The 23,069-nt window shown below is 31.6% G+C and carries 22 protein-coding genes and 2 pseudogenes; 15 read left to right on the forward strand and 9 right to left on the reverse strand.

The genetic code is table 11. The features are described 5' to 3' along the window. Window positions 1-485 precede the first annotated feature (485 nt). Together C568_RS35900 and C568_RS36595 are read left to right on the forward strand one after the other, a co-directional pair. Entirely contained in the window at window positions 486-632 is a 147-nt protein-coding gene (locus C568_RS35900) for a hypothetical protein (protein WP_018782091.1), read from the forward strand. 18 nt (window positions 633-650) lie between these two features. Further along, a pseudogene (locus C568_RS36595) lies at window positions 651-893 on the forward strand (tyrosine-type recombinase/integrase); the annotation flags it as partial. A 462-nt stretch (window positions 894-1,355) separates the two neighbouring features. Here C568_RS36595 and C568_RS0128205 read toward each other — a convergent pair. Beyond that, on the reverse strand, window positions 1,356-1,544 hold the full coding sequence (locus tag C568_RS0128205; protein WP_018782092.1) for a hypothetical protein: 189 nt from the start codon (window positions 1,542-1,544) through the stop codon (window positions 1,356-1,358). Window positions 1,545-1,982: 438 nt separating this feature from the next. Between C568_RS0128205 and C568_RS0128210 the strand changes: the two genes are divergently transcribed. The 4 genes from C568_RS0128210 to C568_RS0128225 all read left to right on the forward strand — a co-directional run bounded on the left by C568_RS0128210 (window position 1,983) and on the right by C568_RS0128225 (window position 8,612). Next, window positions 1,983-3,578: a type I restriction-modification system subunit M gene (locus C568_RS0128210; RefSeq protein WP_018782093.1), complete on the forward strand. Its 1,596-nt coding sequence runs from the start codon at window positions 1,983-1,985 to the stop codon at window positions 3,576-3,578. Then, on the forward strand, window positions 3,568-4,818 hold the full coding sequence (locus tag C568_RS0128215) for a restriction endonuclease subunit S (RefSeq protein WP_018782094.1): 1,251 nt from the start codon (window positions 3,568-3,570) through the stop codon (window positions 4,816-4,818). Before C568_RS0128210 ends, C568_RS0128215 begins: the two co-directional genes overlap by 11 nt. A 23-nt stretch (window positions 4,819-4,841) precedes the next feature. Further along, on the forward strand, window positions 4,842-8,003 hold the full coding sequence (locus C568_RS0128220) for a type I restriction endonuclease subunit R (protein ID WP_018782095.1): 3,162 nt from the start codon (window positions 4,842-4,844) through the stop codon (window positions 8,001-8,003). A 198-nt stretch (window positions 8,004-8,201) separates the two neighbouring features. Then, a complete protein-coding gene (locus C568_RS0128225; protein ID WP_018782096.1) occupies window positions 8,202-8,612 on the forward strand; it encodes a hypothetical protein in 411 nt (136 codons plus the stop codon). On the opposite strand, the gene C568_RS0128230 is transcribed toward C568_RS0128225, so the two are convergent. The 4 genes from C568_RS0128230 to C568_RS0128245 are packed head-to-tail and all read right to left on the reverse strand — an operon-like array spanning window position 8,574 to window position 15,082. Beyond that, on the reverse strand, window positions 8,574-9,263 hold the full coding sequence (locus C568_RS0128230) for a hypothetical protein (RefSeq protein ID WP_018782097.1): 690 nt from the start codon (window positions 9,261-9,263) through the stop codon (window positions 8,574-8,576). The two genes, C568_RS0128225 and C568_RS0128230, sit on opposite strands and share 39 nt — an antisense overlap. 8 nt (window positions 9,264-9,271) lie before the next feature. Beyond that, window positions 9,272-10,873, reverse strand: coding sequence for a site-specific integrase (locus C568_RS0128235; protein WP_018782098.1), 1,602 nt, complete (start codon window positions 10,871-10,873; stop codon window positions 9,272-9,274). Window positions 10,874-10,901: 28 nt separating this feature from the next. Further along, window positions 10,902-13,823 carry a helix-turn-helix domain-containing protein gene (locus tag C568_RS0128240; RefSeq protein ID WP_018782099.1) on the reverse strand — a complete coding sequence of 974 codons (2,922 nt, stop codon included), beginning with the start codon at window positions 13,821-13,823 and terminating at the stop codon, window positions 10,902-10,904. Between the two features lie 32 nt (window positions 13,824-13,855). After that, window positions 13,856-15,082: a hypothetical protein gene (locus C568_RS0128245; protein WP_018782100.1), complete on the reverse strand. Its 1,227-nt coding sequence runs from the start codon at window positions 15,080-15,082 to the stop codon at window positions 13,856-13,858. Window positions 15,083-15,282: 200 nt separating this feature from the next. Here C568_RS0128245 and ssb point away from each other — a divergent pair. The 9 genes and pseudogenes from ssb to C568_RS0128295 form a co-directional block, all read left to right on the forward strand. Beyond that, a pseudogene (ssb, locus tag C568_RS31465) lies at window positions 15,283-15,624 on the forward strand (single-stranded DNA-binding protein); the annotation flags it as partial. Window positions 15,625-15,826: 202 nt separating this feature from the next. Next, window positions 15,827-16,105 carry an AbrB/MazE/SpoVT family DNA-binding domain-containing protein gene (locus C568_RS0128260; RefSeq protein WP_006097646.1) on the forward strand — a complete coding sequence of 93 codons (279 nt, stop codon included), beginning with the start codon at window positions 15,827-15,829 and terminating at the stop codon, window positions 16,103-16,105. Between the two features lie 167 nt (window positions 16,106-16,272). Then, a complete protein-coding gene (locus C568_RS0128265; RefSeq protein WP_018783485.1) occupies window positions 16,273-16,626 on the forward strand; it encodes a hypothetical protein in 354 nt (117 codons plus the stop codon). Window positions 16,627-16,959: 333 nt separating this feature from the next. Further along, on the forward strand, window positions 16,960-17,400 hold the full coding sequence (locus C568_RS0128270) for a hypothetical protein (protein ID WP_018783486.1): 441 nt from the start codon (window positions 16,960-16,962) through the stop codon (window positions 17,398-17,400). Between the two features lie 78 nt (window positions 17,401-17,478). After that, window positions 17,479-18,276: a hypothetical protein gene (locus C568_RS0128275; protein ID WP_018783487.1), complete on the forward strand. Its 798-nt coding sequence runs from the start codon at window positions 17,479-17,481 to the stop codon at window positions 18,274-18,276. Continuing rightward, window positions 18,263-18,976, forward strand: coding sequence for a hypothetical protein (locus tag C568_RS0128280; protein ID WP_018783488.1), 714 nt, complete (start codon window positions 18,263-18,265; stop codon window positions 18,974-18,976). The genes C568_RS0128275 and C568_RS0128280 overlap by 14 nt, the downstream gene beginning before the upstream one ends. 1 nt (window position 18,977) lies before the next feature. Beyond that, on the forward strand, window positions 18,978-19,517 hold the full coding sequence (locus tag C568_RS0128285; protein ID WP_018783489.1) for a hypothetical protein: 540 nt from the start codon (window positions 18,978-18,980) through the stop codon (window positions 19,515-19,517). Window positions 19,518-19,719: 202 nt separating this feature from the next. After that, entirely contained in the window at window positions 19,720-20,262 is a 543-nt protein-coding gene (locus tag C568_RS35905) for a hypothetical protein (RefSeq protein ID WP_231399083.1), read from the forward strand. A gap of 12 nt (window positions 20,263-20,274) precedes the next feature. Next, window positions 20,275-20,931 carry an ATP-binding cassette domain-containing protein gene (locus C568_RS0128295; protein WP_018783491.1) on the forward strand — a complete coding sequence of 219 codons (657 nt, stop codon included), beginning with the start codon at window positions 20,275-20,277 and terminating at the stop codon, window positions 20,929-20,931. A 51-nt stretch (window positions 20,932-20,982) separates the two neighbouring features. On the opposite strand, the gene C568_RS0128300 is transcribed toward C568_RS0128295, so the two are convergent. The 4 genes from C568_RS0128300 to C568_RS0128315 all read right to left on the reverse strand — a co-directional run. Further along, the gene (locus tag C568_RS0128300) at window positions 20,983-21,576 is read right to left on the reverse strand and encodes a DUF4030 domain-containing protein (protein ID WP_018783492.1); all 594 of its coding nucleotides are present in this window, start codon (window positions 21,574-21,576) and stop codon (window positions 20,983-20,985) included. A gap of 208 nt (window positions 21,577-21,784) precedes the next feature. Beyond that, window positions 21,785-21,979: a hypothetical protein gene (locus C568_RS0128305; protein ID WP_018783493.1), complete on the reverse strand. Its 195-nt coding sequence runs from the start codon at window positions 21,977-21,979 to the stop codon at window positions 21,785-21,787. A 26-nt stretch (window positions 21,980-22,005) separates the two neighbouring features. After that, window positions 22,006-22,176: a hypothetical protein gene (locus C568_RS34940; protein WP_018767471.1), complete on the reverse strand. Its 171-nt coding sequence runs from the start codon at window positions 22,174-22,176 to the stop codon at window positions 22,006-22,008. Window positions 22,177-22,196: 20 nt separating this feature from the next. After that, window positions 22,197-23,069, reverse strand: an 873-nt coding sequence (locus tag C568_RS0128315) for a tyrosine-type recombinase/integrase (protein ID WP_018783494.1), incomplete at its 5' end; no start/stop codon positions are given.

The following is a 23,069-nucleotide window of genomic DNA, read 5'->3' on the forward strand; positions in this document are numbered from 1 at the left end:
ATATCTCCATGATCTCTAATGTACATAATTGTATTTTTTATCCCATCTATTAGCAGTATTAACGTTGAACTGAAATAGGTAGCTGTACAAAATTAATAACATGTACAAAAAGTACATGCCATCATGATATATAATTGCACATAATAAAATGAATCTATATATAATAAAGTGAATATATTTAAAGTAATGTAATTTGTGGTTTTATAAAAAAGAATGTTAATAGACCATTTGATATGTTTAAAAGTTTACTCCATCATACGAAAAGCAATAACAAAACAAAGCAATCCATTTTTAAAGTGAAGGAAAACAAAACTACTTTTCATCTTGTATCCAATGAAAATGTGCAAATAATATTAGATCATTTACCTACTTGAAGAGATAAACAAATCTTTAAAATCATGTGTCTAACAGGTGCAAGGATAGGAGAAGTCTTAGAACTGTAAATAGAAGACATTCCATATCCTGATTCATCTAAAGAACTTGGAGTGTTAGAAAATATTAAGTCAAAAGGTAAGACTAGAAATTTATACATTCCGATGTCATTACTTGATGAAATAGATGATTTTATTATGGAAGATAGAAATAAAATTGATACAGAACATGGAAATTTATTTGTATCACAGCAAAAATAAAATTTAGGGAAACCGTTAACGTATTTAGGGATATATTCCGTTTTTAATGTGGTGAAAAAGAAAGTTGGCATCGAGTTTAATTTCCATGATTTAAGACATACCTATATCACACAATTAATAGAGAATGGCATGGATATAAGTGTGGTTAGAATTATTGCGGGTCATGAATACGTTACTACCACCCAACAATATACGCATATTTCGAATCAACATCTTGAGAATAGTTTAAATAGATATTGGAGCAAGAGTGCTTTGATGTAGATTTGAAATAAAAACGTACCGTTTATAATAAAGATGTACTATTTAAAATAAAGTTATACTGGTTGTATAAAAATATCAAAAATGTCTAATGTTGAAGAAGTCCCCCCATAACCGGCGTCAAAACTTGTTCTTCTATCAGAATCTGTTCTAATACTTTTGAAATCGTAGGAATTAGATAAGTTACTACGGAATTAGAGGGAAAAAGATATAGGGTTCGTTCCCCTGATGATGGAGTAATACTTGTTGAAAAATTCATTGGTAAAATCGTTTAATTGTAATATCGTTAATCCACAATAAATATTTATATCATCAACTCTAAATAATAGTGAATCAATAATCGTGGCTCAAATAGGCAAGCATTATTTTGGGCGAAATGAAATTTTATTGCGAACTAGAGCTTTTTTTAATTTCGCCCAAAATTCTTTAGCAAAATTAAAAAGTATACATTTGTATACCATTCAATTAAACTTTAATATTAAATTCTTTGATTAATTCATTTAAAATAAAGTCTATTGATTGTATTTGTCCAATTAGATTTTCTCTTACACATGCTAATTCATTTTGTGTTAATTGCCTAATTAGAATATCTTTTCTTAATTTTAACCTGTAAATATAGTCCTCAATTTTACCACGTCGGAATGTCTCGGCCATTTTAATTACCCCTAATCTTATATGTATACGAATGTATACATATATTCCTTAAATTACTTTTATTGTGTTTTAATAATTATTAATTAAAATTTTTTATATTTCACCAATTTTCGATATTACAATTATATAGTGTGAAAAAACAATTAAAAAATAAGAAGTACTTTGGATAAAATTTTTCAAAATGCTTCTTTTTCAGGTGTTTTAGGAAAAATTTATTATAAAAATAAACTGCCTCTTTAGCTCAATATCAACATCTTATACTTTTATGTATGCTTTTATTCATTTTCATTTTAAACTTTATTTAAATTCAGTTTTTTAATAAAAAAGTCGTATCTTAAGAAATTAGATACGACTTTTTTGTTTTTCTAAGATATTTTGCGATTACTTAATGGTAAAATAAGAACGATTAATTAATTAATTAAATAAAGGAGCTTAACAATGGGAGCAGAATTAAACCAACGACTATTTAGTGCTGCAGACAATCTTCGTAGCAAAATGGACGCATCAGAATACAAAAACTATCTACTAGGATTGATTTTCTACAAATACTTATCCGATAAGTTACTAGAAAAAGTAGTTGAATTAGCAGATGAGTCATGTGAAGAATACAACACACCAAATAAACAAACTGAGTTGTACATGGAACTATTAGCAGATGATGATACAAAAAAAGATTTGATTGAAACGTTGATTGATACCTTAGGATACGATATTGAACCAGAGTATCTTTTCAACATTCTAACCATTCAAGCCAAACAAAATACATTTCAATTGAATGATTTGAATAAGGGTTTTATTCAATTATCAACAAAATATGATCAATTTAGTGGGTTGTTTGATGATGTCGATTTACAATCGAAAAAATTAGGAGCCGATGATCAACAACGTAATGTAACTATTACCGAAGTTTTGAAGAAGTTGGATGATGTAGATGTAATCGGTCATGATGGAGATGTGATTGGCGATGCCTACGAATTTCTTATTAGCCAATTCGCTTCAGAAGCTGGGAAAAAGGCTGGAGAATTCTATACTCCTCACATGGTATCAGACATGATGGCTCAAATTGTTGCTATTGGTCAAGAAGACAAGAAACTATTTAGCGTGTTTGATCCAACCATGGGATCGGGTTCTTTGATGTTGAATGTCAGAAACTACTTAAACTATCCTGATAGTGTTAAATATCATGGACAAGAGTTGAATACGACAACCTATAACTTAGCAAAAATGAATTTGATCTTGCATGGTGTAGATAAAGGAGATATGCGATTGCGAAATGGGGACACCTTGAATAAGGATTGGCCAACAAATGAACCTTATACGTTTGATTCAGTATTAATGAATCCACCATACTCTGCAAAATGGTCTTCAGATGATACGTTCTTAGATGATTCTCGTTTCAATCGTTACGGGAAGTTAGCACCAAAATCAAAAGCAGACTTTGCTTTTCTTTTACATGGGTTCTATCATTTGAAAGATTCCGGAACAATGGCAATCGCCTTACCGCATGGGGTACTGTTCCGTGGAGCTGCAGAAGGTGTGATTCGTAAGAAATTACTAGAAGATGGCAGTATTGATGCTGTAATTGGTATGCCAGCAAACTTATTCTTTGGGACATCAATTCCAACAACAGTCATCATCTTGAAGAAGAATCGTACCATTCGAGATGTGTTATTTATTGATGCAAGTAATGAGTTTACGAAAGAAAAGAATCAAAATAAACTTTCTAAAGAAAACATTGATAAGATTGTTGAAACATATAAGAAGCGAGAAGATGTTGAGAAATATGCTCATGTCGCTACCTTTGATGAAATCAAAGAGAATGATTTCAATTTGAATATCCCTCGATACGTAGATACCTTTGAAGAAGAGGAACCAGTGGATATGGCTTCAATTGGTGCAGGAATCAAAGAGATTCGCAAAGAAAAAGCAGCCTTAGAACAAAATCTATTTGAGACGATTTCTTCACTTCAATTTGGAGAAGAAGATGCTGAATGGATCAAAGGAGCATTAGAGGTGTTTAATCGTGAAAAATAATCATACACCAGAAATTCGATTTGCAGGATTTACTGGGGATTGGGAAAAGCGTAAGTTATCGGATATTAAAGATGTTCGTGATGGAACACATGATTCTCCAAAATATTACAATGAAGGATTTCCATTAGTTACTTCAAAAAATTTAACAGAAAATGGTTTGGACATGACTAATGTTTCACTTATTTCTGAAGAAGATTATCAATCGATTAATAAAAGATCCAAAGTTGATATTGGGGACATTATTTTTGGGATGATTGGTACAATAGGTAATCCAGTTATAGTTGATAGAGAAAATTTTGCAATTAAAAATGTAGCCCTTATTAAACATGGTGGTGAGGTTACAAATGAGTTTCTAATACAGTTATTGAAGTCAACAATATTTGGAAAATATATACGAAATGAGAACGCAGGAAATACTCAAAAGTTCTTAGGATTAAGTAAGATAAGAGATTATCAATTTCTATCACCCTCTTATCAAGAACAAAAGGAAATAGGAAACTTTTTTAAACAATTAGACGATACAATCGTTCTTCAGCAGCAAGAACTAACCACCCTCAAACAAACAAAACAGGGCATCTTGCAAAAAATGTTTCCAAAAGAAGGGGAGTCCGTACCAGAAGTTCGTTTCCCACGATTTACTGGTGATTGGGAACAGTGTAAATTATCAGAAGCTGTTAACGTGTTGGATGGGGATCGAGGTAAAAATTACCCATCAAATGGTGATCTATTAGAAGCAGGACACACATTGTTTCTTAGTGCATCAAACATAACTAAGAATGGATTCTCTTTTGAATCTAACCAATATATAACAGAAGAAAAGTCAAGTTCACTTGGGAATGGCAAGTTAGAACTGAATGACATAGTAGTAACTTCACGTGGTTCATTGGGACATATCGCTTGGTATAATGCTGATGTACAGAAGCATATACCTTATGCCCGAATTAACTCTGGGATGTTGCTACTTCGTTCAAAAGAAAAAGTTAATCCAAGTTTCTTAACACAATTTCTTAAATCTCCACTAGGAAAAAAGCAGATTGATCTAATTAGCTTCGGAAGCGCCCAACCACAATTGACTAAGAAAGATGTCTCAAATTATAAGATATCTATTCCAAGTTTCGATGAACAATCTATTATTGGAGTGTTTTTTGATGATATGGACACCCTCATCACACTTCATCAGCGTGAATTAGATGCCCTAAAAGAAACGAAAAAAGCATTCCTGCAAAAGATGTTTGTCTAAGTGAAAAGAAGAGAGGGAGAAACATGACAAAGATATCACATAATGATGAAGCTGAAGTGGAATGTCGCCTGATTGAGGTTCTAGGGGAAGGACATAATCAGTGGAGTTATCGCCCAGATTTAAAATCTGAAGAAGACTTGTGGAAGAACTTGCGTCAAAAGATTACGCAAAATAACTTATCAGAAATTGGAGATCATCCAATTTCTGATAAAGAATTTGACACTATTAAAACAGAATTACTATTGAGAACACAGACACCTTTTGATGCTGCGAGATGGCTTAAAGGGGAAAATGGAATCTCTAGAATTACGATTGAACGTGAAGATGTTTCCCTAGGTTCAATGTCGTTAGTGTTGTATTCCAACCAAGACATTGGTGGTGGGATATCTACATACGAAGTCGTTAATCAGATTGCGAAACAAAAAGCAAACATAGATGGTCGTAATCGTCGATTTGACGTGACACTTTTAATCAATGGGCTACCGATTGTTCAAATTGAATTGAAACAGGTTCGTGCCAAAGACGGCGTATTCCAAGCCTATAATCAAGTCAAGAAATATGCAGAAGAAGGGATGTTTAGAAATAATATCTTTTCTACTCTTCAGTTATTTGTTATTTCTAACGAACAGACGACTCGCTACTTTGCCAATGCGATGCCAAAAGACATGCATCGAAAATTTATCTTTAGTTGGCGAACCAAAGACAATCGAAAAGTTGAAAATCTCTATGAGTTTTGTAAACAAGTTTTGAATATACCTGATGCTCATCGGTTAATTGCCAACTATACAATTGTCAGTGAGGATCAAGATAACAAGACATTGATGGTATTACATCCTTACCAAGTCCATGCGATTGAAGCACTATTTACTGCTGCGAACAAGCATCAATCAGGGTATGTCTGGCATGCAACAGGTTCTGGCAAGACCTTAACTAGTTTTGTCTCTACCAAACTATTAGCACGAAAGTCTGGAATAGATCGTACGATTATGCTAGTAGATAGAAAAGATCTGGATAATCAGACAACAACTGAATTTACGAAGTTTGCTTCAGAATTCAATACCGGTCTTTCTTCTGGAAATGCTAAAGCTAATAGTTTGATTGTAGGAACAGGCAGTGCCAAAGAACTTAGTAATACATTACTAGCAGATGCCAATTCAAATGTAGTGATTGTCACTACACGACAAAAATTGGATGCCGCGTTGCGCTATGCCAAAAAGCAAGAAGAACAAAAAGGAACTAATCGCTTCAAGAAACTTTTAGGTCAACATATTGTCTTTGTCGTTGACGAATGTCATCGTGCTTTGAGTGCAGAAGGTCTGGAAGAAATCAAAGGCTTCTTTCCAAACTCGACGTGGTTTGGCTTTACAGGTACACCAATCTTCGAAGAAAACAAAAAACAAGCCAAAGGACAATTGGCGCGTACGACTCACGATCAATATGGGGAAGTCTTGCATACCTATACCATTAAAAATGCTTTAGAAGATGGATCGGTCTTAGGTTTCCAAGTCGAACACGAAGATACGATTGAACCGACGTCACTCAATAATCAAATCTATCAGCAATTACGACAAGTAGAAAAGTACGCGACTTATAATCCTGATCATATTAATCAACTAATTGATGAAATGAATGGTGTGAAAAAAGAAGAATACTTGGATAATAGTGTTTATGAAAGTGATGAGCATACTCAAAAAGTATTGCGTAAGATTTTCCGCCCAGATAATGCTTATATGAAGTTTGATTTTAAAAATGGCCGACCACAAAAATCAGCAATCTTAACAACCAGTTCCATTGACATGGCAAAACGCTATTATCAGGCGATTAAAGAAATGACTAAAGATCGCAATTGGATAGAAAAAGAATTTACCAATCATCCGATTCGTGCTGGAAGAACGATTGATGATCCGGATTTTCCACGCATTGCAATCACTTATTCACTAGATGAAAATACAGAGGATTCTAAAGATAAACAAACCGAAATGCAAGAAATTATAAAGGAATACAATGCTTATTATGGTACGGCGTGGTCTTTAACGGACATCGAACGCTATAACGGTGATATCAACAACCGATTAGCGCGTAAGAAAGCAGAATTTAAAGAGTTTGGGAAACAAATTGACCTGGTCATTGTTGTGGATCGCTTATTGACAGGATTTGATGCACCAACGATTCAAACGCTATTTGTGGATCGAAACCTGAGTTATGCGAACTTGATTCAAGCTTTTTCTCGCACCAATCGTACCTATCCAGAAAAAACAAAAGGTTTAATCGCTACTTTCCGTAAGCCACACACGATGGAGAAGAATGTTGTAGATGCTACTAAGCTATATTCAGAAGCCAAAGAAGAATCTGGTTTAGTATATCCAACATACGAAGAATCCAAGAAACGATTCGAAAAAGCCTACAAGAAAATCAAAGAGTTTGTGATTGTACCAGGTGACTTAGATGAACACACCCCAATGGAAACAAGAATTGACTACGTGAAGGCTTTCCAAGAACTAAATAATTCCTATGAAGCATTGGTAACCTATGATGACTACAACGACGATATGGAAAGTTCGAAGTCATTGCAAGAACAAGTACATATTCTAGAAGAACAAGTGGGTGTGTACAATACCATCAAAGGATCACTAGTAGAAAAAGAGGAGAAAGATTTAGAATCAACGGCCGACTTTTCAGGTATTGAATTCTATGGGGAAAATAGTATCAAACTATATGATATCGATTCTACTTATATTGACCGTTTGTTGGGAACGTATTCTGCTAATAACCAAGATATTCGGGCTGAAATTGAAAAAGCCTTACAAAAATTGAATAAGACCGAATGTGTAAAAGAAGTCTATTATGCTATTTTAAATGCAATGGATGCCGAAGAATTGGATGAAAATGAAGACATCTTTATGGTCAAAAGACACTACTTCACGCAAGCAAGAGATAAGACAATCAAGGAGTTTGCCAAAGGATGGTTTGTCTCAGAAAATGAATTACATTCTTCTGCCATTCAATACATGATTGGTACAGATCCGATACCGAATATTGGTGGGATTATTGATAGCAAGGACTATGAAGGCTACAAGACGGTTCATCCAGAAGCAAAACCATTCAAGTATGCTCAGGTAATGAAACGTGATTGGCGGAAAGTCTTGGATGAAATTATTGTACCGTTGGATGATGAGTTGAGATAGTAGATGGGACAAAAATGAAGATAAAGAGTGCTTTGGTTTTTACCATATTTAATAGTATTTTATTATTTTTATCTATTTTACTTACACAAGTTCTTGCATTAAACTAAAAAAAGCACGAGTTAAGAAAGGAGAAAGACATGGGGGTACCAGTAAGATGCATTTCAAATCTACCGTCCCTACGTGGGGCGATGGTTCTAAGTGGCAAAGAAATTCTCGGATGTGAATAATGAATATGTTAAAGAACTCTACGCCTTTCAGGCCGAAAAAGGCTTGGAGACAGGTCATACTAAGAATGAAGTAAGTGAAGGTCAAGCGATGGTTCTCTTTTATAAGAATAATTTAGGTGAAGAGGAAACCTCTATCTTTTTTAGATCTGAATTTATTTTTGGATTGTATCTTGCAGAAGAGTTAAAGGATGAAAATAAAGACAATATCACTATGCTATTTAATAATTTCTTTCATGAGTTTTGTCATATAAACGATGATTATCACACAAGAGAATTATTTTGGTGTTTTATAAAAGAATCCATTTTAAAAAATGGATTCTTTTTGTTTGGTACATGTTTTCTATTATTTTTCATTGAAAAAATCAGGAAACATCTCTTGTAGTTTATTGAAAGGTTCCTCTAAATCACTTTTTTCTGAGGGTTCTATTGAATCTTTAGAAGTTTTGAATAGAGTTTTAAAGTTTGTTAAACTACTGTTTTTATCAACGCTAGCGTTGAAATCTAAAAGATTGTCTTTGAGTCCTGTTTTTTCTTGTAAGTGAGGGAAGGAACTAGAAATAGTTAATTGATCGTAAAGGTTTTTATAATGTTCAACTTGTACTTTAAGCTTTTTAATTTGTAAATCTTTTTCAGCAGTAATTTGCTTTATATGGATAATTTTTTGTTCATCTTTTTTTAAGGTATGGAGTTCTTCATACAATTTAATAAACATTGTTTCAAATCCATGAAGTGCATTAATAATTTTAGGGGTATTCCCCTTATAAATTTCAAAAATTTGTTCAATGTTTGGAAAATATACCTCATCATCATCGTTTACACTAATTGTTCGATAAATAGGTTTATTTAATTCAGCTATAGTTTTTTCTAATCTTCTCTTCCAGGTGTTTCTTCCAATGCCGGTCTCTTTTTCAAGAAGGGAATAAGTTAAATGTACGTGCCCTAATCTGTTTTTAACTTCTAATGCAAGTTCTTTTAATTCCTGATCAGTAAAAATTCTAGGTCGCCCTGAGTTTTTTTGTCTTCCTTTTAGCATCAGTTCTTTCACTCCTCTATAAACTTTGCATCAACAATAGCCTTGTGGTCCATATACTTTAATAGTTGTCTAGAATGTTTAGTTAGAAGAGACTCGTGATAGTTCACTCGTTCATGTGACTTCGATAAACTAAATTCTTTAATATATTCAAGATGATTATTGATTCTATTTTCTAAATCCCTTGAGTATGATTCTAACCACTTAATCGCCTTGTCATATTCATCGATAGATGGATTGAAAAAGTAATGATTAACACATATTCTACAGTCCTCAACGCAATTATTAGGAAAATTTTTATCAGTGCAGTAGCCATAATCAACTTTCTGGTACTGGTCTGAGTTTTTAGGTGAATATAATATTCTATTATCAAAAATTTTTCTTTTAGTTCCCAAAAAGCCACCAGACATTTTGTTTTGAGCTTGTTTCTCAACTATAGTTTGAGTAAGTCTGTATACATATGATTGAGCAAATAATTTGGCGTGAGAATAATAGTTTGACGCATGTTGTATAGTTGTTTGTCCAGCTAATCTGGCGATGGATAAAACATTAAATCCTTGTAAAAACATATTAATGATTGCAAAATGCCTTGTATCACCTGGAGAAATCTTATCTAAAGAGTGCTGTGAATACATCTGTTCAACAATTTCTGTATAAAAGTTATTTAGTAAAGTTTGAAATTGATGTTTTAAAATTCTATTTGTGGATTTCTTAATACTTCTAGAAAAAAACTGACAATAAAATTCTTGTGGAAATAGATTATCTGTATGAATGTTATACGTATCCAACACATATTGAAAATCTTTAATCGCCTTAGATATATCATCAGTAACAAGAATATGTTGAAAATATTCTTCTTGTTTGGGGCTATCGAACTTTTGTTTCGATCTCGGAATAATAATCCATGTTTTACCATCGTTTTTTTCATGTAGACAATTATATTTCATTCTTAAAAATTCATTGGGTCTCATGGGAATAATATTTGTAATAGTCCACCATAAAATTACAGGATAATATTTATGGTATTTAGGTAGGACCACCTTATATTTAAAATCATTAATGATTTCATCAAAAAGCAGGACATGATAAAAATTGGGTAGATCTCTATTTTTCCATTTAGGTGAAGGGAATGAGTCGCATATTTCTATGTATTTTTCATGTCCTGGCAACCGTGAAAATTCTAAGAATTCTTTAAATACAAGTGCTAATGTTGAAGCCCAAGGTTTGCTGAGACTAGAAAGTAATTTTTCGAATTGATCTGTGGAGGTTACTCCCTCGGTTGCTAAAATTATTTTCTTGAGTATATTGAATTCGGTTTCTATAGTTGAAGGTGAGATACCTGAAGCACGCCGTAATAAAAGATAGTATTTAATAATGGTGCATAATTTTTTATGTGAAAACAATTTATGAAACGGCAGCTTAAAAGGTGTATTTTGGATGTTACATGGAATAAGCCATTCATCATCATCAAAAGATTTTGCCATTATATATCCATTGATAAGTAAATCGTTAAATATATTTTCGAATTTGGATACATTAAGATCGTTATAAGTTATAGATTCAGTAACGGCTATTGGCGTGTTTCCCATATTTATTATCTTTTTTAATTGCATTATATATATCCTTTACATAGTATTTTTTTTATAAAAGTAAACGTTGTTTAACTTTCTCTAATATTTTTGTTTTTTCTTTTAAAGGAAGAAAAGAATTGACGACATCAATACCAAAAGCTTTAATTGCTTCGTCAATTAACAAAATAATATTGAGAAGAAAAAACGAATCCCTTTTTCTAATAGCATCATATTTGGTGTTCTCTAATGAACTTGTTAATCTTTTAAGTTCACTAATTGCTTCAATTAACACCATTTTTTCAGGGATAAAATACTCACAAGAATAACATGTTTTTAGATTTTTTCTTTTACAATTAGGGTATACAAGACATTGGCCCGTTTTTTCTTTTGAAGGCATTTGATTTGTAAATAATTTTATTGCAAGTGTTTTCAGTTCTTCAATTGGAAGATGCTTGAATTCATCTATAACACGGTTTTTATTAGTATAAAGATTTTGCAAAAGGATTGCCCATTTTTCTAGTTCCATAGGTGAAATAGAATTACGTAGTTCTTTTATAGTATCGGTTCGTTCTTCAATTGTTTGTCCATTTTGTATATCTTCTTTTAATCTAAGTAAAATATAGTTGTATAACCACCCAAACATACCACGATTTAACAAGTTAACCGAGACTCTATTTATGCTGCCGTCTTTATTTTTTGCTTGAATGTAAATAGCAGTTGTATCTGAATTTTTGTGTGATCGGGTGTTTTTTGTAATTTCTAGGGCTAAATCAGCATCTTCACCATCATCTTCTAAGATTGAATAAAAAAGATAAGTCATGGTACTTCTATTCATGACCAAACAGTCAAAATCTTTTAATTGAGGAGAGGGATTAAAAAAGTTTAAATGCTGATCCTTTCCAGATACTTTGGCTGATACAATTTTTTTGCCAAAAAAGAAAGTACCAAGTATACGAGAGTTTTCTGGAAGGGCAGTGTAATTTTGTATATTTCTTTTATGAAGTTCAGAAATGACAAGTGAATGCGCTAAGCTCTCTATTAAGTTTGGAGATACATAGAAGTTATAAAGTACAGAAACTTTATTTGCTACTGCATTTCGAAGTTTAATATAAAGCTGATTAATAATACTTTGTGATTCTTCCATGGTTAATTTATTGGTTTTGAACCAAGATAACTTGTCCGCTCTTATAAAATCCAGTTCTATAGAAGGGAATTCATGAACGATATCTATTCCTCTCCAATTATTGGTGAGAAGAATTATTGTGTATGCCCACATATTGGCGTAGTATCTACATGTAGTAGCGTTAGTAATATGTATTTCAATGTTTTGAACATGAGAATAATATTGGTGATAAATTTCAAATGAGTACATATTTTTTTCTGAATAAGTATCATCTTTTTTTGTGTAGTAGTACAAGTATTTTTTTTCTCTATTTATTCCATTTTGAGTATCACAATATGACAAAAACTGAACGAAAATTTTTTTAAGTTCATTAGATAAGGTTCTATTGGAAAGAAAAAGCTCTATTTTAGCATTCGAAGTAGTCCATATTTCACCTTGGAAATAAGAAAGCATTTTGTCATATAAGTTAATAAATTTTAAGATATTGCCTCTTAAGGAGGGTGGTCTTGCATTACTGGAATTAATCTTGATTTCCACCCATTTTTTATAAAAAGACGATGTTTTTATTAAACCATTGGGAGGGGGATGGTTATTAAAATGTTCTAATAAGTCTTCTAAAGCTGTATGTGTATCATAAATAGTATCTAATACATATTGTAGACTTTCTAAATACCTATTTGCATTTGGGATAGGGATAAAGTACTTTTTATTTTTTAGTATAGCACCTGTCAGTAGTCCTTTTTTTATATCTAAACGTAGTTTATCAAATGTAAATCCTGAAATAGAGCGTAAGGTATCCAAATCGTAGTGGTCTATTAAATGCAGCCTCCCTGTATTATGATTATAGTAGTATTCTTTTTGGAAATTCTCTATATCATTTTTTGATATTAGCCAATGATATCCACCAGATGCAGGCACTTTTTTTGAATTAGGGAAGTAGTCTTTTAACAGCCCTCTTAGCCAAATTGGTGGAGCTTGTAGTTTTTCTGATGCTTGTTTAACAGTTAAGAAATTTGTCATAGGTTTGTTTTTTTCTTGTTTCTGTGTTTCTGTATGGATATGTTCATAATATCCTTCTTCAGCAAAATAATTTAATAACTGGCTGAGTTCGTTTTTATGAAAATAGTATTTATTTAGATGCATTACATAATTTAGTATTCGCTTTGTATATATTAGCTGTCGGATTGATCTATCAGTCACATAAATTTTATGTTTTTCAAGTTGACTTATTAGTTCTTGGATGGAAAGAAATTCTTTAGGGTTATATTTATCTATATAGCCAATCTTTTCTTTTATTAGTGACAGATGAGACTTTAGAAAAAATATATTTCCTTTAGCATGAGGGAGTTTAAAAGTGTTGATTTTATTTTCATATATGTATTTGTGAATTTGATTTTTGGATATTCCTAGTTCTAGGCTAAGTTCATTAATTGTATAGTAATCCTCAATTTTTTGTGACGGAATATTTGCATTATAATGTTCGAAATAGTAAAGTTTTAGTGTTTTTATTTCTTCTTTATGAATATAAAGTTTATTTTTGAATTTCATGTATCTTTTTATTAATCCAGTGGAAACCTTTTTGTGAATCCATGATGTTCCTCGTATACACAAACCGTCTTTTTTTAAAACTTCAAATACTTCATACGTTGTTAGGTAGGAGTTTCTATCGTCAACAGGATTTAGGTTAGCTTTTTCTTTTGTTTTTTCTATCTCGTCTATATGGATATGTATACGTCCTTTAATGTTTTTTATATTTGAAATAAGCCCTCTTTTAATATATTTATAAGCTGTAGTTTCGTGAATTCCTAGTGACCTACTAAATTCCAGTACAGTTATGTATTGGAGTTCACTATTATTTTCAGTAGACATTTGTTCACCTCTTTTTTGAAGGGAATATGGTATTAATCAAATTTATTTCTATCAATAAGGCGGGGGAGATAATTTTCATGCATATTATCGAATTTATCTTCGATTTTTTTTCTCATTCTATCTGTCTTAACCATATATGTTAAAGATGATAATAAATTATCATCACCACGATGAAAAGCTATTTCTAGAGGATTATCTGTATTTTCGGCAATAAGATTAGTGAAAGTTCCCCGTCCTATATGAGTAGACCAATCTGCAAGGAGTAAATGATTCGCAAGAATTTTTTCTTCTGAGTTACCGTATGTTTTTAAGAAATTTATAAAATCATGTTTTAGTTTATTAAAATATTGACTGTAGCTTTTTCCTGACATAGCTTTTCCATCCCTATTTATAAAAAGAGCACCTGAGTCAGTATGATCTTTATATAAATTAATATGATCTGCCAAAAGAACTTTTCCCCAATCAAATATTTGTAGGACGGCTTGATTTCTAGGCTTTTTTACGCTACTGGATCCAGAATGATCTTTAATATCCTTTCTGAAATTTTGATTTTTTAGAGTGAGTAGAAAATCTCCAGTATTTAATTTTCTCTTTAAGTTTGAACGTTTCAAATTGACGACCTCACCTCTTCTTAAGCCACCAAATATTTGTAGATAGACTCCTAATGCAATTGGCTTTGTTTTTAGGGTAGCAATTTCTAATAATAGAGGAATGTATTTTGCTGGTAACATATGTTCTTGCTTTGAGACTTTTTTGGTGGGATAGATGACTTCAAAAGGGGATTGGAAATAATATTTTCCTTGATAAGTCTCTTTTTTTATAAAAAGGGTTTCATTTACCATTGGTAAGCATCCTTTTTTTTGAAGCCATATATAAAATAATGTTAATGTTCTTTCAACATCTTTAACAGTACCTACTGTTCTTTCATTACGAGATAGATTATTAAGAAAATCATTTCCATGTACTAGTTTTAATTCTTTTAGATTATTAATCCCTAACTGTTTCTTGTTAGTTAATAAGTAATTTAGAAAAGAAACCGTATTATTACAATGTTTTCTTTGGGTATTGTAAGCATTATATTTCCAATTGCTTAGTATAAAGTCGCTTAATGGATGTACAATGTGTATGTCATTTGAAGTTTCTTTAAGTCCAATAATTGAGAATTTCTTATTTGTTATATCACCTTTACTTGAAGTATTCCATTCTAGCCAAACAGGAATAGAGAAAAACTTATAATTTTTTAGTTGTAGAGTAATCATTTTTTACTGTCCCCCCAATCACATAATTTTGTACATTATCTTTAGGGATTTGGTCGAAAGATATGTGTATAAATCTATAATATATTGTCGCTTTTTTTTGTACAACAGTAAATTCCTAAAATTCAGAATCCACTTGTTTTTAGAGTGTTGGATAAGGATAAATATGTACATGAAGTTTATGTACATATTTATGGAGATATGTTATTTGGCGTAAACAAGCCGAGAATGTAGCAAACTATCTAAAGAAAGGTAGTTTAGCTGGTGTAGATGGTCGTCTTCAAACACGTAATTATGATGGGCAAGATGGGAAGCGCGTATATGTGACAGAAGTTGTTGCAGAGAGCGTACAATTTTTAGAGCCACGTAATAGTGGTGGAGGAGAACATAATTCATTTAATCAACAGCCAGTAGGAGCTGGTTTTGGTAATCAAGGTTCGAACTCATTTAATCAAGCTAGTAATTCTGGATTTAAAAAGAATGATGATCCATTCTCTAATTCAGGTCAACCAATTGATATTTCGGACGACGATTTACCATTTTAATGGGGGAGATCTTTGTACAAAAGGAGGAATCAATAGATGGAAGAAACACAGTATCCCTTTTCACAAAGGTGTAAAGAGATTGTTATTATGATTGTAAGCTTTTGGTTTATAATGTTTTCAATCTTTGGAGAAAGCTTGTTACAATGAAAAATGGCATAGGGTATAAAATATAGAGCTATAGATTATATGAGGGAGAGGTTTCATGAAATCAACAGGAGTAATGCGAAAATTAGATCCATTAGGACGTATAGTCATACCAATGGAATTAAGACGCACGCTAGCAATACAAGAAAAGACACCGTTAGAGATTTATGTAGAAGGTGAAAAAATCATCTTAAAAAAATATGAAGCGAATGGTGCTTGTGCAATAACAGGAGAAGTATCTGATAAGAATATTTCTCTTGCAAACGGCAAGATTACATTAAGCCCAGAAGGTGCAGAGCTACTAATAAAAGAGGTACAACAGTATCTTGTAAAATAATTAGCCCCATTTATAGGGGCTTTTTTTAGCAAAATATAAATAATTTCACGTACCTAAATTAAAAATAAAAAACACAGAAACCTTCATTAGGGGATTCTTTCCCTTTTCTGAATTTAGTGTGCTACGATAGTTATATATTCGCTTTGAAAGTAATAGGAGGCGTGTCTATGAAAAATCATATAAAAATTAATGGCCAGATCCGTCAAACAAATAAGAAATGGTCGCATCTCAGACAACAACAAAAAGAACGCATTTCTAATTGGCTTCGTAGAGAATATACAAAATTTGTACAAGTGAATCATAGAAGACCTAAAAAATACGAGCATGATGTCATTCTTAGTGAAGTGATGAATCGAATAGAGGAACGTGAAATTTGGATTCCATATGGGGAAGTAAAAAGGCATTATTTAAGTAAAATCGGTAAATGGTTTCGAAAAATAGAAAGCGAATGGGAAGCACCAACATCCAATAATGAAGACAAGAAAATATTAGAAGAAAAACTTGAAAAGAAGAACTTTTAAAAATAAGGTTCTTCTTTTCATTTTATATAAAAAAATTTTGTTCCCATAATTTTTTGAATTTCTCTTGTAACCCATGTCGCTATTATCTTGATAAGATTCACGAAAATGTTCCCAAAATCTATAGCGAGAAAAATATTCTGAAAATTCATTTACACATACAATATCTGTAAGTTATTATGAGGTTGGTATACCACCACTTACATTGAAAATCGACTTAAAGACTGAGAGGCCTCTCTGAAAGGATATTCAAAAAACATGTATCATTACATATACGATAAATATCAAATGCAATTTTAATGATGTTTTTTGTATATTGAAAAAGGGGAGAAATTTATGTTGAAGGATAAAATCAAAAAGATTTTAGGTACCACACTCTTAGCAGGTGCTGTTGTAGCTGTTGGCTCTGGTGCAATTACACATGCAGATACAGTAGATAAACATTGGTATTTCGCATTTGATGCAAGTTGGGATGGTAATGGACAGCACAGTGACAATACTGGATATAGAACGAAATATAATGACTCAAGTGTATATAAAAAAATCCAATGGACTAATAATGGTGGTGAAAAATATAGAGCTTGGATTAAGATGCTACACAATGGAGAGCAAGTATCTACACCAAGAACATATACGAGTGATGCATATGGTGTTTATAAAATAGAGAACAATGCTCATGAACTTTACGGTCAACGTGATATAACGATAGCCGCAAGTATGGCTAATAATTGGACATCTTGTAGGGTAGAAGGGGTTTGGAGTCCTGATAGTAGATAAGATATATCAATAAAAACATTATTTAGAAATGAAAAAGTGGTGTAATGATGCACCACTTTTTCCCTAGAGGTGATATGTATGATTTCTATATTAAAATTTGAATTATCAAGAGCATTTAAAAGCAGGGCTTTTTTAATACCACTTGGTCTATTTATTTTGTATATGATTTACAATATTCTCTTTGAAGTTATACCTACAGTACAAGAGGCATATATGACGATAGATACTATAACTCCTACCTATTTATGGCTTAATGTAAATGAAACGGGGATTTTGAGAACAGTTTTCTTTTTTACTCCACTATTAGTGGTATTACCCTTTAGTTGGTCGTACGCATCAGACACCAATTTAAATTACACTTGCTTTCTTTATGCAAGAGCGAAAAAACAGCATTATTTACTAGCTAAATTTATAGCTACATTTTTAACTGGTGGAATTCTATTTGTGCTACCTCTACTTTTACATTACATCATTTTAACTTGTTTATTTCCCAACTGGCCTGTTCATTATGGAACATTTCAAATAGTTAATGGATCATTAATGATTGATCTAATATATTCTAATCCTATTTTGTATGTACTGTTCTATTGCTTAATCAATTTTTTATACGCTGGTTTTCTGGCGGTAATCGGGTTAAGTGCGGGGCTATTTACTTCCAAAAAGTATATTGTTTGCTTAGTGCCATTTTTTATTTGGATTATTATCTCAGCGATATGTGAGTTCTCTGGTTTGAATAATTGGTCTCCAGAAAGATTCCTAAGACCCTCTGGAGAGAAAAATGCATCCTTATTTTTTATTATCATCTTTTGGATTTCTATGATGTATATCACTTTAACTTTGTTTATCAAAATGGGTGAAAAACATGAACTTAATTAAAAGACAATTAGAAACTGTAAAAGGATACTTACCTTCCTTATTTTTCACCATTTTTATTTTTAACATCATTGCTTTATTTTCCATGTATTACATTAAAAGAGCGAATAATACCGATATAACAACATTTTTACATTATGGCATGAGTGAAAATATAATTGCGTTAATGCTTGCACCATTATGCTTGTTCTGTATCACTTCATTCCTACAAATATATGAAAACGATATAATAATCATTCGTATTCGAAATCGAAATAAAATTTGGTATGCAATGGTCTCTAAAACCATAATAATAGCTACTTTATTTAGCTTTTTATTTGAATTCACCCTTTTGTTTTATAGTATTCTATTTAACTTAAATTTTAATGCGAATATTTGGGACTACTGGATCAGAGGTTTCTTATTAACAGTTGGATTATTCGCTATTTGTTTAGCATTTTTAGTTATTCGATTAGTGGTAAATCAAACTGTAGTTGCTTTTTTCATCGTATGTGTTTGGTTTATGAGTGAGTTACATGGCTATAATCCAATTCGCTTATTTATTTGGCAAACAAGCATACAAACTCAAGAAGAAGGAAACTTGCAACTTTTTACACAAGCGTTTTTATTTTTACTAACTTTATCATTTATATTCTATAGTCTTGGATTACAGGTTATAAAAAGAAAATCTTTTATTTCTCAAAGTATTAGGGGTGAAAAGTGATATGACCAAAAAGAGGATAGGCATCATAACCATAGTATTACTCATATTAGGAACTACATATTTTTTTCTTTATACAAATGTTAATAAGAATACACCTAAAAAAGTAAACGTATCAACATATCAGCCTGGGGAATTTGCGAAGTTTGAAGATGTAGCTATGACTGTAAAGTACGAAATATCTAACCAACCCTTTGAAGGTAATGAGGTATCACCGAAGGTTTATAAGTATCTCAAATTATATGTAACAATTAAAAATCATGGGAAAAAGGAAATTAACCCTGCGTATATTCTAGACAAAAATGACCTACGTATTGGTAATCAACTTATTGCATCTGAAACAAAAGGAGAGATATCCAAGATACAACCTTATGAATCGAAGACCTATTTGAAATATAGTGCCCTTACAAAAGAAGATGTAAAATATGGGGTGTATTATAGTATCCTTCCAACATTACAAAAATCAATGCTCCTAAGCAAGGAGGAACAAAAACAAGTTATGCTGAACCCTAAAGAATGGGTAGTACTGAAAAAAGAAGGGTAGAATTATATTGAAAAATGTCTTGAGATACGATTTGCTAGTTTCTTTTTACACAAATCGATGGAAATGGTTATCTTGTTTTATTATCTTTGGTGTAATTACACTTTTATTTACGCAAACAAACAATAAACTTACTAGCGATGCCTTCATAAATTACTTTTTTAAAGGTGCCAAAGTCCCGGACTCTTCAATTGAAATACCATATATGTTTTTACTCGTACAACTTTATATTTTTTTTATTATCGGAAGCAATGTGTCTGAAGATTATATGACCTATGGCATGTATGTTTTTACAAGACTTAAGAAGAAGAACAACTGGATTATAAGTAAAATATGTTGGCTCATTATTAATGTTACATTTTATTATGTTACTATTTTTTGTATTTTTATTATGCTAACTGGTTTTAATATGACCGGAAACAAGGTGGATCAACCGTATATTGTAATACTGACCATCTTCTTATTAATGTATACAACATCTCTATCGCTAGGTATGTTCCATATTACCTTAAGTATGTTGCTTAAACCGATATATAGTTTTATATTGCTAGGTATTTTTTATTTAATACCTGTATTTACAAATTCCTTTTATAGCCCTGGAGCACAAGCAATGCTCACTAGACATAAGCCATTCACTAATATGAGTCCAGCCGGTTCATATATTTATAATCTTGTTTTGTTTATCATTTCGTTAATAGTCTTTTTTAGTATTATAAAGAGAAAAGACGTCATGAGAGAGGAAGAATAAAGGGGTGAGTTTATGAAATACGTTATAGAAGTTAAAGAGTTTACAAAAGTAATAAAAAATCACACTGTACTAAACAATATAAATTTAGGATTAGAAAAAGGAAAGATTTATGGTTTTCAAGGGAAAAATGGATCTGGTAAAACCATGTTATTACGTGCAATTTGCGGTTTGATAAAACCTAATAAAGGGGAAGTTTTCGTTAATCAGAAAAAGCTTGATAATAATTTTCCAGACAGCATTGGATTATTAATCGAATATCCTGGATTTCTTCCAAGTTATACAGGGTTCCAAAATCTAAAATTACTAGCGTCTATTCAAAATAAAATTAATGATGAACATATTAAAGGTGTTTTGACACAGGTTGGTTTAGAACCAACTGACAAAAGAAAAGTAAGAAAATATTCATTAGGAATGAAACAACGATTAGGAATAGCTCAAGCAGTAATGGAAAATCCAGATATTCTAGTGTTAGACGAACCTACAAATGCGCTAGATAAGAATGCTGTAAAAATTGTAAGAGAACTCTTATTAGATTTAAAACAGCAAGGTAAAACAATTATTATAGCTAGCCACGATCAACATGAATTACAGTTATTGTGTGATGATTTGTATACCATTGATAATGGTGAAATTATTGAGCATCAAACAACTAAACTCTCTGCTTTATAAAAGGAATCCCTACTATGTGGGTTCCTTTTCCTTTGCAAAAACGATTATTTGCTAGTTAATTCTTTGTTTCTCTTGACTATAAACTTCAATAGTATACAAATCATTTTCAATCCATTTATTTACTTTCTTTACTTTAAGTAAATCATCAACCTCTTTTTCTATTTTCTTTCCAAACTCTTTGGCTCCTGGATCAGATTTATTTATTGTAGTATGTATAGCAAGGATAAATGGTTGGTTCGATTCGAAATTAACTGGCTTAATTCCAAAACCTTTGTATCCATTTTTGGTAAACACTTCATCAAAAATAGAACTGTAAACTTCGCTCCATCGCCTCTCTTTCTTTTCAATGTCCATATTTCTCTGACTCACATTAATTGTATATGGTTTAATATCTTGATTCTTTAATTGAGTGTTAATCGCTTTTTTTAACTTACTTGTATTTACAGTATCAGCTATTTCTAAGTCTACTGTTCTTGGTGTATCGCTCATGGAGGCACTAAGGAAGTCCTTTTCATCTACCGTTTCCACAATAGTGTCTATAACTTTTTCTTCTTCACTTTTAGCTTCTTCTTTATCGTTCTGTTGACATGCACCTAATAAAATAGCTAATACAAGAGGGAGAATTACTCCTTTTCTTTTTTTCATTTCAATCTCCTTTCTCGTAAATGCTTTGTTATATATTTGAGTCTCAGATGGTAAAAACATAATAAAAGTGTAATCGATCTAATTTTCATATTTGGTTAGGTATTCTTCAAAGCAAACGAAAAACCTTCACTTAATTGTTACAGATTCGAAAAATCAATGTACACACCAATACTGTACTCCTTAATTTGTATTGTAACTGTTATCAATTTCATTTCATTTTAGAGGGATATTTCCAATCACGATTTCCTTTAGAAACAGTCGAAGAGGTTTCACTTTGTTTAGCTAGGCTTTGTTTCTCTATGTTTCCCAGAGATTTTTGCATCCGTTCCATTTGCTCTTTTACTTCTTTTAGCTCCAGTTTCATTTCCATAAGTAACCGTAAAATAGCATCTCCTTTATTCATTGCAACATACTCCCTTCATTTTTCTCTTATTGCTTTTTTATTAACTGAATTTGAAAAATATCCGATTCTTTTAGACCTAGAACTCTCATCTCCTCTTTAAACGTTCGCCAAGATTCAACTTTAATGGATTTGGTACTTCTATCCCTTAATGTATACACTCTTATGTACTGTTGCTCCTGTTTTTTATTCTCCTTCATACTATCTTCCTCCGTTATTTTTAATCGATGTAATCATAATATCTTTTTAACGAAAGTTTAGATTTAAAACCTACCTGTTTTATAATTTGTTCCTCTAAAATTCCATGTTCAATCAGCCGTAAAATGAAGGTATTTCGAAGATGTTGTGCTGAAATTCCTTTTCGTAAATTCGCTCTTTTAACTTCAATTCGAATCATTTTTTGAACAGCAATTTCTGTTAGAGCTTTAGGCGCATCATTTTCATATGACCAATGGTAAGTTTTCCGAGTAAAATCAAAGGCTACAAACAATGGATCATTACTATGGTAACTTGGACGAACGGGTTCAGGAATAATTTTGTAATAGTTAAATAAACGCTTTTTATCTTCTTCAGTTAAAAGAATTGTTCTTTCTATACCCACTATTCCTGGTACTAAGATCGTATTGTTTTCAAAATGGACGTGCTTCATCTGTAAACCGACAAGTTCTTGTAAGGATAATCCATTATGAATGAGCAAATGCACAATAGAAATATTACGATCCATAAGTACTGGACGAACGGAACGTTGTTTTTCTGTTAATCCTTCTAATGAAGTTAAAATGACCTTTAACCTTTTCTCTTCTTCTTTTGAAATAAAATCTTCAGCACGTAACGCACGATTCGGTTGAATACTAAGTTGCATGTCCTTTAACGGATTTGGTAGTTTTAAATACTGATACAATCTATTTAAGACAATATAGACACGATGGATTGTTTTGTCAGAGTACTGTCGTTTCTTCTTTAAATCGTAAAAATACGCTTCAAAATCCTTTTTATTAAGTGTCGTCCATATATTGCATGTAGGGAGTTTTTTAGATTTTTGCAACCAATGACCAAAGTCTTCAATATCATAAACATATCGTTTAATTGTAGA

The organism is Bacillus sp. 95MFCvi2.1, from assembly GCF_000374965.1.
Lineage (GTDB): Bacteria > Bacillota > Bacilli > Bacillales > Bacillaceae_G > Bacillus_A > Bacillus_A pseudomycoides.